The sequence below is a fragment of the Parapedomonas caeni genome, assembly GCF_041060555.1.
Lineage (GTDB): Bacteria > Pseudomonadota > Alphaproteobacteria > Sphingomonadales > Sphingomonadaceae > CAUJIW01.
Genome location: NZ_JBEUDS010000015.1, coordinates 44,879 through 57,567, shown reverse-complemented (window position 1 = coordinate 57,567; position 12,689 = coordinate 44,879). Strand labels below are relative to the sequence as shown.

Below are 12,689 nucleotides of genomic sequence, written 5' to 3'. Positions count from 1 at the left end.
AAGAAGCAGTGGCGCAGGGGGCGGTCGTCGCGCCGCGTTCAGGCGGCCTGCTCGTGCAACGGACAGACGACGATGCGGTTGCGGCCGTTGCCCTTGGCCCGGTAGAGCGCGCGGTCGGCGCGGGCCAGCACCGCGTGGCCGTCGGCGTCGGTCACGGTCAGTTCGGCCAGCCCGATGCTGACGGTGACCGGGATGGGCGTGCCATCGGCGGCGGCGAACGGGGTGCGCTCGACGACGCAGCGCAGCCGGTCGACGATGCCTCGGGCGGTTTCCAGGCCGGTGTCGGGCATCAGCACGACGAACTCCTCGCCGCCGTAGCGGGCCGCGAGGTCAACGCCCCGGATATTCAGCGAGATGCGCTGGGCCACCTCGTGCAGCACGATGTCGCCGGTGGCGTGGCCGAACCTGTCGTTGACCGCCTTGAAGTGGTCGATGTCGAGAATGGCAAGTGTCAGTGGCCGGTCTGTCTGTCGGGCGCGCCGAACCAGTGTCGTCATGTGCGACGTCATGTAGTGGCGATTGTAGAGGCCGGTCACACTGTCGGTGACAGCCAGCTGCATCGAGATGTGCACGGTCTCGCGCAGGCGGTCGGCCAGCCGCTTGCGCTTGATCAGCGTGCGCAGCCGCGCCTGAAGTTCCGGGCTGTCGATCGGCAGTTTGACGCAGTCACTGGCGCCCAGCTCGAAGCCTTTCACCACCGGACCGAGATCGGTGCCGTCCACGACCGTCAGGACGGGCAGGAAGCGTGTTTCGGCGAACGACCGGATGCGGGACACCAGGCGCAGGCCGTCGGTCGCCTGGGCAGTGAGGTCCACCATCACCAGGTCGCAGTCGAGCGAGCGCAGCCGGTTGGCGTGGGCGACTGCTTCGGTCAGGGACTTGCTGATCGTGCTGCCGAAGCCGTCGAGATCGGCCGCCAGGCTGTCGAGCACGCCGCCGGGCTCGCCGAACAGCGCTATGGTGGCGGGGGCGGCCCGCTCGGGGTCCGGCTCGGTGGTCAGGCCCAGTTCCAGACCGGTCAGCGCGCGGCTGCGCAGCTCGTCGAGCACGGTCTTGAGGCGGACCAGCGACCGCACCCGGGCATAGAGCTCGATGTCGCGCACTGGCTTGACCAGGAAATCGTCGGCGCCGGCCTCCAGGCCGCGAACCCGGTCATGGGCGTTGTCGAGCGCGGTCACCATGACGACGGGAATGTGGAGGGTGCGGGGGTCGGCCTTCAGCAGCCGGCAGGCCTCGAAGCCGTCCATCTCCGGCATCATCACGTCCAGGAGAATGAGGTCGGGCTGCTCGCGGCGGGCAAGCTCGATGGCCTCGGTGCCGGATAGCGCCAGCAGGACGTCGAAATACTCGTCCGTCAGCTTGCGCTCCAGGAGCTTCAGGTTGGGCAGGACATCGTCCACCACCAGAACCCGCGCGGACATGACGTGGCGCCCCCCTCAGGCGAATTGCCGGACCGTCTCGATAAATCGCTGTACCGAGATCGGCTTGGCAATATACGCTTCACAGCCGCCTTCGCGAATCCTCTCTTCATCACCCTTCATGGCGAAGGCCGTGACGGCGATCACTGGAATCTCGCGTAACTCCCTGTCTTCCTTGAGCCAACGGGTCACTTCGAGGCCGGAAACCTCGGGCAGCTGGATATCCATCAGGATAAGATCGGGACGGTGGGTGCGGGCCAGATCGAGCACGGCCATGCCATCACGAGTGCGAATCGTGCCATAATGGTGCGCCTCAAGGAGGTCGCAAAAAAGCTTCATGTTAAGGTCGTTGTCCTCAACGACCAGCACGGTCTTCGACACGAAATCCCCTCCGGTCGCGACAATGAATGGGAAAATGGCGCACTATCTGACGCCTACAGTACTTGTCAGAGTTTGATGGCTCACATGTTAACGGATTTTAACTGATTATGGTTAACCGCTTTAAACCATCTCGCGAGCAGGCGGAAGTCCTGGCGTTGCGCTGTATCGCGGAAATCGCTGGAGATTCAGCCCTCGGGCCCCGCTTTCTGGCGCTGACCGGCCTCGATATCGACGGCCTGCGCGCCAGCCTCGGGACACCGGCCACCCTGGCCGCGACGCTTGACTTTCTGCTGGGCCACGAGCCCACTCTGCTGGCGGTGACCGGGCGCCTTGGCGTTGAGCCCGCGGCGGTCGCCGATGCGGCGCGCGTACTGCGAGGAGAGGAAAGCGCATGAAACGGCCTTTGCTGATCTGCGATGCCGACGAAGTGCTGGTCGCTTTCATCGAGCCACTGGCGCGCTTTCTGAATGGCCATGACTATGATCTGCACCTGGAGTCTTTCGCGCTGACCGGCAACATCCGCCATCGCACCAGCGGCGCGGTGGCGGACAGGCCGACCGTCGCCCGGCTGATCAGCGACTATTTCGACTCCAGTCTGGAGACCGCACCGGCGGTGCCGGGCGCGGCCGGCGCGCTGGCGGCCATCGCCGAGGTGGCGGACGTGGTGGTCCTGACCAATGTCGAGGAAGCGCACCGCCAGCGCCGGCAGGCGGCGCTGGCCTCGCTGGGCATGCCTTACCCGGTGCTGGCCAACCAGGGGCCGAAGGGCGAGGCGGTCAGGGGGCTGGCGGCGACCCGGCGGGGGCCGGTGCTGTTCGTCGACGACCTGCCACCCCACCATACATCGGTGGCGCAGACCGCACCGCATGTGCATCGGCTGCACTTCGTCGCCGATCCCCGTCTGCGTTCACTGATTCCGGCGGCGCCCGACGCGCACGCCCGCATCGATGACTGGTCGGAGGCGTTGCCCTACATCCAGCGCGCGCTGGCCCTGTGACGACGGGCGGAAGCCCGCCGGGCTTCTGCCGCGACTGCCTGACGGCGGCCGGCGCGGGTGCCGTGTGCGCGGCCTGCGGCGGGCCGCGGCTGCTGCGCCATGCCGAACTGAACGACCTGGCGATCGCCCATGTCGACTGCGACGCCTTCTATGCGGCCATCGAGAAGCGCGACAATCCGGCCCTGCGCGACCAGCCGCTGATCATTGGCGGTGGCCGGCGCGGCGTCGTCTCCACCGCCTGCTATCTGGCGCGGCTGCATGGCGTGAAGTCGGCGATGCCGATGTTCAAGGCACTGGCGTTGTGTCCACAAGCGGTGGTGCTGCCGCCGGACATGGAGAAGTACAAGGGCGTCTCGCGTCGGATGCGCGCCCTGATGGACGCCCTGACGCCGCTGGTGGAGCCGCTGTCCATCGACGAGGCGTTTCTTGATCTCACCGGCACCGGCCGGCTGCACGGCGCGCCGCCGGCGCTGGTGCTGGCCCGTTTCGCGCGCCGGGTGGAAGCCGAGCTGGGCATCACCGTGTCGGTGGGGCTGAGTTACAACAAGTTCCTCGCCAAATTGGCCTCCGACATGGACAAGCCGCGTGGCTTCTCGGTCATTGGTCGCGCCGAGGCGGCTGCCGTGCTGGCGCCACTGCCGGTGGGGCGCATCTGGGGCGTGGGGCCGGCAACCCAGGCCCGACTCGGCCGGCTGGGCTTCAAGACCATCGCCGACCTGCAACGGGCACCGCTCGACCGGCTGGTGCGGGCGGTGGGCGAGGATGGTGCCCGGCTATGGCGGCTGGCGCGAGGGGAGGACGTGCGACGCGTCACGCCGGACAGTCGGCGCAAGAGCCTGTCGAGCGAGACCACCCTCGCCAGCGACATCGCCGACCCTGACCAGCTGGCGCGCCATCTGCGCGCCGCCGCCGACGTGGTTGGCCGGCAACTGCGGGCGGAGGGGTTGCACGGTGTCACCGCGACACTCAAACTCAAGACATCGGATTTCCGCCTCGTCACCCGCTCACGCAAGCTGGAGCGGCCGACCCAGACCGCCGCCGACATTCTGGAGGCGACATTGCCGCTGCTGGCGGCGGAGGCGGATGGCCGGCGGTTCCGGCTGATCGGCGTCGGTGTCGCCATCGGCGAGGCCGAGGCGCCGGCGGGGCTGGATCTGCCGGGCCTGGATCTCGACGCCGGGACGGGGGAGCGGCGGCTGAAGCTGGAGCAGGCGATGGACCGGGTGCGGACCAGGTTCGGTCAGGCCAGTCTCGGTCAGGCCGGTCTCGGTCAGGCCGGTCTTGGCCTCAAGGCGCGCGCGGGGCGGGCGGTATCCGCCGAGAACGACGTGGGGGAACCGGAGACAGGCCGCCGGCGCGACTGATGGTCCGCCTGACAATGTTGTTTCGCGTCGCCTGTGCTGTTCGAGGTTCGCGGCCGGACCCATTCATAGTAAACTCAATTGTAACCATTGTCGCGTGTAAGGTGCGGTGCCTGCATCACGTCCGTTGATTGTCCGGGGAGACAGACCATGGTTTCGACGCCCACATCCTTGCCTGGCGCGGTGGCGTCGGGTGGCGTCATCGGCGAGATCGCTGCCGCGTTGCTGCGCCGGCTGGACGCGCGCGAGCCCTTGCAGCAGGAGGGCGATCGTCAGCTGCTGGCGGAAATTCTGGCCTTCGCCGCCGATGCCGAACGGCAGATCGCGAGCCACAGCGCCACCATCGACCGGATGGCCACCATCTCGACGCTCGATCCGGTCACCGGGCTTGCCAACCGGCGCGGACTGGCGCTGGCGTTCGACCGGGCGGCGGCGTTCGCCAGCCGCTACGGCGAGCCCGGTGTGCTGGTGCTGGTGGACGTGTTCGGTCTCGTCGAGCTGGAACGGTCCATTGGTCCGCTGGGAGTCGAGGTCTATGTGCGGGCGCTGGCCCACTGCCTCAGCCGGCAGGTGCGCGGCTCCGACCTGGTGGCGCGCATTGAACCGCATCGGTTCGCTCTGCTGCTGGAGCGGTGTCCGCTGGAGTTCGCCACCTGCAAGGCCGCGGTCATTGACGAAGCCATTGCCGAACTCAAGGTGCCCTATGATGGCCGGTTGTTGTCGGCCGATGCCTGGCTCGGCTCCGCGCCCTTCGGCGCCGGCTCCACCCTGTCCGCGGCGCTGGCGGCGGCGGACCGCATGACGCTGGATGCCCGTTACCGGACACGCAATAACTGAGTTATCCCCTGCCGGTCTGTCGCTGACGGCAACGCCACCATTGCGCGAGCGTCGTGAAATGCCGCATGTTGGCGCTTGTTCAGCGCGCCGGCCTCGGGCCGGGCGACGATGGAGGTGACATGAGTGCGGAACAACGCCTGCGTGATCTGGGGCTCGTGCTGCCCATGGCGGCGGCCCCGGCGGCGAATTACGTGCCCTGGGTGATGACCGGCTCGCTGCTGGTGATCGCCGGTCAGCTGCCACTGGGGCCGGATGGCATTGCCTACCGCGGCAAGCTTGGCCGCGAGGTGACGATCGAGCAGGGTGTCGAGGCGGCGCGCCGCTGTGGCCTCAATCTCATTGCCCAGATGAAGGCGGCGCTGGGCGATCTGGAGCGGGTGGTCCGGGTGGTGCGGCTTGGCGGGTTCGTCAACAGCACGGACAGTTTCACGGAGCAGCCCAAGGTGATCAACGGCGCGTCCGATTTGATGGTCGGGGTGTTCGGCGAGGCTGGCCGCCACGCCAGAACTGCCGTTGGAGTCAACGTTTTGCCGTTTGATGTAGCGGTTGAGGTGGATGCCATGATCGAGTTCCGCTAAGAAGGGCGGAGGCCAGCCAGCCAGTGGAGCTTGCCAACAAGAAATGATGTCCGGTCGATGACAATAGCCAGCACTACGGAACAGCCGACCGCCTGGTTGACGGCACAACCTTTTGCTCATCGCGGTTTGTATGATGCCGCTGCCGGCATTCCGGAAAATTCCGTCGCCGCGTTCGAGAAGGCTATCGATGCCGGCTACGGGATCGAGCTTGATGTTCAGTTGACCGCCGATGGCGACGCCATCGTTTTCCACGACTCGACCCTGGAACGACTGACCGGCAAGAAGGGCTCGGTTCGCCTCTATGGTTCGGCGCGCCTGCAGCAGATGAAGCTCAAGGATAGCGACCAGACCATTCCGTCGCTCTCCAGCGTGCTGTTCGACGTGGCACCGGGCCATCCGCTGCTGATCGAGGCCAAGAGCCCGCCGGGCGATCCGCTGCCGCTGTGCTTCGCCATCCGCCGGGCGCTGGAGGGCTACAAGGGGCCGGTGGCGGTGATGTCGTTCAATCCGGTCATCGTCCGCTGGTTCGCCGAGAACGCGCCGCGCATCATGCGCGGGCTGGTGGTGACGGACGGCCCGCAGAAATTGCCGTGGTGGGCGCGGTTCAAGTTCGCCCGCCGCTATGTGCAGTGGCGCGCCAAGCCGCAGTTTCTGGCTTATGACATCCAGCATCTGCCATCGGAAATGTCCGTCGAGTATCGCCGGCGCGGCATTCCGGTACTGACCTGGACCGTGCGCACCGACGAGGATCGTGCCCGCGCCGCGGAGCACGCCGACAACATCATTTTCGAGCCGCAGCCGCCCGCGACCACGCCGTGACGTCGCCACGCCCCGGCGTGGTCGACCCGATGGTGTCAGCCGGCGGATGGCGTCAGCCGACGGTAACGGCGGGCGTGTGCGGAATCAGCGCCAGGGCGGCGATGAACTGGGCGGCGCTGGCTTCCCAAGAGAAGTGACTGGCATAGGCGACGCAGTCGTCGCGGCCGCATGTCAGGGCGCGGGCAATGGCCACGTCCAGCGAGTCGTCGAGAGCGCCCACCGGCCGGGCCCAGCCGGCGATCACGCCCGTTCCTGAGTCGCCAATGACATCCAGCGGCCCGGCGACCGGATAGGCCGCCACCGGCAGGCCGCTGGCCAGTGCTTCAATCATCACCAGGCCGAAGGTGTCGGTCTTGCTGGGGAACACGAACACGTCCGCCCCGGCGTAGGCGCTGGCCAATGCCTCGCCATGCAGGGCGCCCAGAAACACGGCCTCGGGATAGCGTGCCTGCAACTCGTCAAGCGCCGGGCCATCACCGACAATGACCCGGGTGCCGGGCTGCCGGGTGGCGAGAAACGCCTCGACGTTCTTTTCCACCGCGACTCGCCCGACATACAGCTGCAGCGGACGTGGCAGACCGGCGAAGGCCGGGTGCGGTGCGATGCCGGGCCGGAACTGGGCGAGGTCGACGCCGCGGCTCCATGGCCGGGTCGACAGGATGCCGCGGTCGTTCAGTTCCGCCGCCAGCCTGGGCGTGGCCGCCAGCACCGCGGCGGCCGGGGTGTGGAACCAGCGCAGATAGCGCCAGAACCAGTCTGGCGACAGTCCGGTGCGAGCGGAAACGTAATCGGGAAAGCGGGTGTGAAAGGCGGTGGTGAACGGCAGGCCGCGCTTGAGGCAATAGCGGCGCGCGGCAAGCCCCAGCGGCCCCTCGGTGGCGATATGGATGGCCGCCGGCTGGAACGATTCGATCATCCGGGCCACCCGCCGCCGGCCTGCCAGTGCCAGACGGATTTCCGGGTAGGTCGGACAGGGCAGCGAGCGGAACAGGTCCGGGGTGATGGTGTGGACGGCATGGCCGGCCTGTTCCAGCATGGCGATCGTGGTCTGCAGGGTGCGGACGACGCCATTGACCTGCGGTGTCCAGGCGTCACTGACGAGGGTGATTTTCACGCGTACACGTTGTCCTTCGGTGTCGGGGCGGGCGATGCCGGCGCGACGGCGACCAGCGCCCGCCGCCGGTGGTGCTCGGCCCAGTCGATGATTTCGATATGACCGTCGGCACGTTCCACCAGCGCCGTACAGCTCTCCACCCAGTCGCCGTCGTTGTAATAGGTGACGGCGCCGAACTGACGGATCTCGGCGGAGTGGATGTGGCCACACACCACGCCGTCCACATGACGATCAAGTGCCGCGTGCGCCACCGCCTCCTCGAAGCAGGAGACGTATTCAACGGCGTTCTTGACCTTTTTCTTCAGATAGGCCGACAGCGACCAGTACGGCAGGCCCAGGCGCCGCCGCACCGCGTTGAACGCCACATTCAGCTTGAGCAGCAGTACGTAGGCGAAATCGCCCAGGAAGGCGAGCCAGCGGGCGTAGAGCACCACGCTGTCGAACTCGTCGCCATGGAGCACCAGCAGCTTGCGACCATCGGCGGTCTCGTGGATGGCCTCGGCGGCCAGTTCGACGCCGCCAAGGTTGAGGCCGATGTAGTCGCGCAGCATCTCATCGTGATTGCCGGGGATGTAGACGACGCGGGTGCCCTTCTTGGCCATCTTGAGCACGCGGCGCACCACGTCGTTGTGCCGGCTCGGCCAGTACCAGCCGCGCTTCAGGCGCCAGCCGTCGATGATGTCCCCCACCAGGTACAGGGTCTGACAGTCGATCGACTTCAGGAAGTCCAGCAGCAGGTCGGCGTTGCAGCCTGTGGTGCCGAGGTGGACGTCGGAAATCCACACCGTGCGCAGGCTCATGCGCTTGTCCGACTCCGGGACGTCGTCCTCGGCGTGCCAGTTGAGGAAGCGGCGGGAACGGGGGGATTGTTTCCGAGACGTGGACGAGGTGTCCTTGCTCTCGATCAATGCCCGGAGGCTCATGCTTACCATCGGCCTGCGTCCTGCGGATGGCGATGCTGATTTCATCGCAACATCTATGTCTGGTCTTGGCCATAGCTACGAACTGTTGCGGTTTTTTGTCGGTAGGCTGGTGATCTCAATTTTGTCAGTATTTGTCGCGGCACAGGCATTTGCGACCATCCGTATCTTGCGGATGCAACATACCTCTCTTATGAATAGGGGTACGGAGCGGCTTCAGCTTTCTGCGGCACTCCGTGCGCATCTCCCTGATGCGCGATTTCCTCCCTGAACCTTGGCCACTCCACGTTTGTGGAGTGGCTTTTTTTCTGGCTCCGCTGTTGCCGGCGCCGGACCCGGCTATTCGGCGGCGGCCCGCAACGGGCGATCAAGGCCGAGAGCCGGCAGGCCGGCGGCGAACCGGGAGAGGATATCGCAGATATCGTCGCGCAGCGCCGCCAGGTTCGATGTGCGCGTGAGTCGTGTCTCGTCCATGTACAGGCGGCGGTTCAGCTCGATCTGGATGACGTGCAGGCCGCGGCTGGGCGCGCCATGAATTTCCGTCGTATGGCCGCCCGAGTAGGGTTCGTTGAGGGCCACCCGGTAACCCGCGCGCTCGAAGCCCTGGCGCAGGAGCTGGCGGACTCCGCTGTTGCACGCCGCGCCCCAGCGGTCGCCCAGCACCACGTCCGCCTGGCGATGGCCGGGACGATCGGGTGGCAGCGCCGCCGAGGGCATGGAATGACAATCCAGCAGCACCGCGTAGCCATGCTCGCTGCGCGTCTCTTCGACCAGGCTTTTCAAGGCGTTGTGATAGGGTCGGTAGATGTTTTCGATCCGCTGCTGGGCCTCCGCCAGCGGCAGCTTGGCCGTGTAGATGTCGAGGCCGATGCCGGCCACCCGGGGCAGCACCCCGAGCCCGGCGGCCACCCTGTCCGTATCGGGCTGGGCAAATGACGGCAGCGGCTCGGCGAACATGGCCGGATCAAGCTCGTAGGGTGCCCGGTTGAGGTCGACATAAGCCCTGGCGTGGGTTGCGGCGATCAGCGGCATCCCCAGCACCGGCCCGTCGCGGAACAGCTCATGGACATAGGCGTCTTCCGACCGTCGCAGCAGCGCCAGCGACAGCCGGCTCATCCGCAACAGCGTGTCGGGATAATAGTCGCCGCTGTGGGGCGAGGCCAGAACAACGGGCTGGCTGACGCCTGTCGGGCGCTCGATCCGGTAGGCAGTCTGCATGGCGCCAGAATGGGCCGGCTGTCATGCTCACGCAATCTTAAATTTCTTTGTGCCAGGAAGGGAATGGCCTAAACCCTGCCAGGCATGTCCATATTGATGTCCCGATGATTCCGAGCGCGTTGCCCATGATCAAGATTCTGCTGGCTGAAGACGATGATTCGATGCGCACTTTCCTTGCCCGTGCCATCGAGCGCGCCGGCTATGAAGTGACGGCCGTTGATCGTGGCACCTCGGCGCTGCCGCTGATCGCCAGCGGCAATTTCGATCTGCTGCTCACCGATATCGTGATGCCCGAGATGGATGGCATCGAGCTTGCCCAGCGCGCGGCGGCACTGGCGCCGGGGATGCGGGTGATGTTCATCACCGGCTTCGCGGCGGTGGCGCTCAACCGGTCGTCGGGTGCGCCGCAGAACGCCAAGGTGCTGTCCAAGCCCTTCCATCTGCGCGACCTGGTCAACGAGATTGATCGCCTGTTCGCCGCCTGAACGGTGGTCGCGGTCGCCGCAACCGCTGGCTGGCCGTGAGTCTGCCGAATCTGCTGAGTCTGCTGTCATTGTGTTGTCATGCTTCTCCGCTTTGACTGCCAGGCGGTTCAAGGCGAGGAGGCGGTTATGGGCGCGTGGTCGAGGTTCGCGGGGCTGGCGGCGGGGCTGCTGATGGCGACCGGCATGGCATCAGGCATGGCGTCCGCGTCGCAGGGAACGGGCGCCGGCGCGCCTCCGGCCCGATCTGGCGCCATCGTCATCGGCCATCGCGGCGCCAGCGCCGAGCGGCCCGAGCATACGCTGGCCGCCTATGCCCGCGCCATCGAGGCAGGCGCCGATTATATCGAACCCGACCTGGTGGCGACCCGCGACGGCGTGCTGGTCGCCCGCCATGAGAACGAGATTTCCGGCACCACCGACGTTGCCGATCATCCCGAGTTCGCCGGTCGGCGTACCACCAGGACCATTGATGGCGAGCAGATCACCGGTTGGTTCACCGAGGATTTCACGCTGGCGGAGCTCAAGACGCTGAAGGCGCGCGAGCGGCTGCCCCAGCTGCGCCCGGCCAACACCGCCTACAACGACCAGTTCACCATCCCGACGCTGCAGGAGGTGATCGATCTCGTCCGGGCGGCGGAGGCCCGCACCGGCCGGGTGATCGGCATCTATCCGGAGACCAAGCACCCGAGCTATTTCGCCGGCATCGGTCTGGCGCTGGAGTCCCGGCTGCTCGCCGTACTCAACGCCAACGGTTACACCGGACCGGACGCGCCGGTGTTCATCCAGTCCTTCGAGATCGCCAATCTCAAGGCGCTGCGGGCCCAGACCGATCTGCCGCTGATCTTCCTGATGTCGGACGAGGGCGCGCCCGCCGACACCATACTGACAGGCCGCCCGCGCCCTTACGCCAGTCTGCTGACGCCGGAAGGGCTGGCGGAGATCGCCAGCTTCGCCAACGGCATCGGCGTCGACAAGACGCTGGTGCTGGCGCGCGATGCCGCCGGACGCACCACCGGCCCCACCGGGCTGGTGGCCCGCGCCCATGCGGCGGGACTCAAGGTGCATGTCTACACCCTGCGCCCGGAAAATCATTTCCTGCCCGCCGAACGTCGTCGCGGCGACCCGCAGGACCCGCGCTACCCCGCGCGGCGTGGCGACGCGGCCGGCGAGGTGGCGGATTTCCTCGCTGCCGGCGTTGACGGCCTGTTCTGCGACGATCCAGCATCGGCCGTCGCCGTGCGTGACGCGGCGGCGTCCGTGCGGTGATTTACGGCTTGCGCCAACCGCTCGTTCCGTTATAAGGCCGCTTCGCTCCGGCGGTTGTCGCAACGGCCGGATGACCCGGGTGGGCGCGTAGCTCAGTGGTAGAGCACTGTGTTGACATCGCAGGGGTCGCAAGTTCAATCCTTGCCGCGCCCACCATTTCTCTCTTTCCGCAGTGATCCCGGACGACGCGCGCCTTCGGTCGATCCGCCGCGGCCGTGCGATCCGTCCGTGCGGCTGTGCCGTCCTGGCACAACTGTCTGTCATGCCCGTCGGCGAGCATGACAAATGCAGCCTGGGTTAACCATCTGCGTCAATCAACCATTTGAAGTCACGTGGTAATTTCACCCTGGCACGATTGATGCTGATGAACCGGCACCAATTCAATGAACGGGATGATGACATGACCTTGAAAGCTGTGATCCTTGGCGTCGCCGGCGCCATGGCCTTGATGACCGCGACGCCCGCCGCGGCGGTCATGATCAGTTTCGGCGGCGTTGATCCGGGGGATGGTTCACAACTGACCAGCGCGCTCACGCCCGACAACAACAACGATCTTGCGCGAGGCCTGTTCGTCGAGACGTTCGACACGGAAGACGGCGGCTGCGGCCTCAATTCGACGGCCTTCGGCGTTCAGATCAGCGGTGATTACGTGATCCGCAAGGGCTCGGTCGCCACGGCCGCCGCGCCGGGGCACGAGAGCACCTGCTTCGCGGCCGGTCCGGCCCTGCTGGGCGGCGCCAGCGACTCCGCGACCATCGACTTCACCAGTGCGTTGAGCAGCAACCCGTTGTTCGCCGGCAAGAAAATCGACTATCTCGGTCTCTACTGGGGGTCGATGGACGACTATAACAGCATCACCTTCTACGCGGGCGATGACGCGCTGCTGACTCTCACGGGTGCCGATGTTCGCGCCGCCGCCGCGGTCAGCGGTGATCAGGTTGCCGCGGGCGCCAATCGATACGTCAATCTCTATTTCGACGTGCACGAGCAATTCACCCGGCTGGTGTTCTCGGCGACATCCTATGCCTTCGAACTCGACAATGTCGCGGTGCGCGTCGCCGACGTGCCGGAGCCGGCCACGCTGGGCCTGATGGGCATGGGTGCCCTGGGCCTGGCCGCTGCCGGCCGCCGCCGGCGCAAGGTCTGACTGCCGGCCGCCGCCGGCGCAGGGTCTGACTGCCGGCCGCCGCCGGCGCAGGGTCTGACTGCCGGCCGCCGCCGGCGCAGGGTCTGACTGCCGGCCTTGAGGCTGTGGATGAAGGGGCGGCCCAGGATGGCCGTCCCTTCTCGCGTTT

At 66.7% G+C, this 12,689-nt stretch carries 15 protein-coding genes and 1 tRNA gene; 11 read left to right on the top strand and 5 right to left on the bottom strand.

Annotation, left to right across the window (positions count from 1 at the left end):
• Positions 1-38: 38 nt before the first annotated feature.
• Together ABU113_RS11230 and ABU113_RS11225 are read right to left on the bottom strand one after the other, a co-directional pair.
• Positions 39-1,421 (bottom strand): PleD family two-component system response regulator, encoded by a 1,383-nt coding sequence (locus ABU113_RS11230; RefSeq protein ID WP_454559606.1) that lies wholly within the window; start codon positions 1,419-1,421, stop codon positions 39-41.
• Between the two features lie 15 nt (positions 1,422-1,436).
• Positions 1,437-1,799: a response regulator gene (locus ABU113_RS11225; protein WP_454559605.1), complete on the bottom strand. Its 363-nt coding sequence runs from the start codon at positions 1,797-1,799 to the stop codon at positions 1,437-1,439.
• Positions 1,800-1,906: 107 nt separating this feature from the next.
• Here ABU113_RS11225 and ABU113_RS11220 point away from each other — a divergent pair, with 107 nt between their 5' ends.
• From ABU113_RS11220 to ABU113_RS11195, 6 genes are all read left to right on the top strand, one after another.
• Positions 1,907-2,194 (top strand): DUF3572 family protein, encoded by a 288-nt coding sequence (locus ABU113_RS11220; protein WP_454559604.1) that lies wholly within the window; start codon positions 1,907-1,909, stop codon positions 2,192-2,194.
• Positions 2,191-2,796, top strand: coding sequence for an HAD family hydrolase (locus ABU113_RS11215; protein WP_454559603.1), 606 nt, complete (start codon positions 2,191-2,193; stop codon positions 2,794-2,796). Before ABU113_RS11220 ends, ABU113_RS11215 begins: the two co-directional genes overlap by 4 nt.
• Positions 2,793-4,160 (top strand): DNA polymerase IV, encoded by a 1,368-nt coding sequence (locus ABU113_RS11210; RefSeq protein ID WP_454559602.1) that lies wholly within the window; start codon positions 2,793-2,795, stop codon positions 4,158-4,160. Before ABU113_RS11215 ends, ABU113_RS11210 begins: the two co-directional genes overlap by 4 nt.
• Positions 4,161-4,307: 147 nt before the next feature.
• Positions 4,308-4,994, top strand: coding sequence for a GGDEF domain-containing protein (locus ABU113_RS11205; protein ID WP_454559601.1), 687 nt, complete (start codon positions 4,308-4,310; stop codon positions 4,992-4,994).
• A 119-nt stretch (positions 4,995-5,113) separates the two neighbouring features.
• The gene (locus ABU113_RS11200; RefSeq protein WP_454559600.1) at positions 5,114-5,572 is read left to right on the top strand and encodes a RidA family protein; all 459 of its coding nucleotides are present in this window, start codon (positions 5,114-5,116) and stop codon (positions 5,570-5,572) included.
• 57 nt (positions 5,573-5,629) lie between these two features.
• Positions 5,630-6,391 (top strand): glycerophosphodiester phosphodiesterase family protein, encoded by a 762-nt coding sequence (locus ABU113_RS11195; RefSeq protein ID WP_454559599.1) that lies wholly within the window; start codon positions 5,630-5,632, stop codon positions 6,389-6,391.
• Positions 6,392-6,443: 52 nt separating this feature from the next.
• Here the strand turns inward: ABU113_RS11195 and ABU113_RS11190 are convergent, their stop codons facing one another.
• Together ABU113_RS11190 and ABU113_RS11185 are read right to left on the bottom strand one after the other, a co-directional pair.
• Positions 6,444-7,505, bottom strand: a complete 1,062-nt coding sequence (locus ABU113_RS11190) for a glycosyltransferase family 4 protein (protein WP_454559598.1) — start codon at positions 7,503-7,505, stop codon at positions 6,444-6,446.
• Positions 7,502-8,305: a UDP-2,3-diacylglucosamine diphosphatase gene (locus tag ABU113_RS11185; RefSeq protein ID WP_454559623.1), complete on the bottom strand. Its 804-nt coding sequence runs from the start codon at positions 8,303-8,305 to the stop codon at positions 7,502-7,504. Before ABU113_RS11185 ends, ABU113_RS11190 begins: the two co-directional genes overlap by 4 nt.
• Before the next feature lie 121 nt (positions 8,306-8,426).
• Between ABU113_RS11185 and ABU113_RS11180 the strand changes: the two genes are divergently transcribed.
• Entirely contained in the window at positions 8,427-8,696 is a 270-nt protein-coding gene (locus tag ABU113_RS11180) for a hypothetical protein (RefSeq protein ID WP_454559597.1), read from the top strand.
• A 68-nt stretch (positions 8,697-8,764) separates the two neighbouring features.
• Here the strand turns inward: ABU113_RS11180 and ABU113_RS11175 are convergent, their stop codons facing one another.
• Positions 8,765-9,643 (bottom strand): N-formylglutamate amidohydrolase, encoded by an 879-nt coding sequence (locus tag ABU113_RS11175; protein WP_454559596.1) that lies wholly within the window; start codon positions 9,641-9,643, stop codon positions 8,765-8,767.
• Between the two features lie 125 nt (positions 9,644-9,768).
• On the opposite strand from ABU113_RS11175, the gene cpdR reads away from it, so the two are divergent.
• From cpdR to ABU113_RS11155, 4 genes are all read left to right on the top strand, one after another.
• Complete coding sequence (gene cpdR / locus ABU113_RS11170) at positions 9,769-10,128, top strand: cell cycle two-component system response regulator CpdR (RefSeq protein ID WP_454559595.1); 360 nt, start codon at positions 9,769-9,771, stop codon at positions 10,126-10,128.
• 195 nt (positions 10,129-10,323) lie between these two features.
• Positions 10,324-11,394: a glycerophosphodiester phosphodiesterase gene (locus ABU113_RS11165; protein WP_454559622.1), complete on the top strand. Its 1,071-nt coding sequence runs from the start codon at positions 10,324-10,326 to the stop codon at positions 11,392-11,394.
• An 81-nt stretch (positions 11,395-11,475) separates the two neighbouring features.
• Positions 11,476-11,550 (top strand) — tRNA-Val (locus tag ABU113_RS11160).
• A gap of 244 nt (positions 11,551-11,794) precedes the next feature.
• Positions 11,795-12,541, top strand: coding sequence for an Npun_F0296 family exosortase-dependent surface protein (locus ABU113_RS11155; protein WP_454559594.1), 747 nt, complete (start codon positions 11,795-11,797; stop codon positions 12,539-12,541).
• Positions 12,542-12,689: the final 148 nt, after the last annotated feature.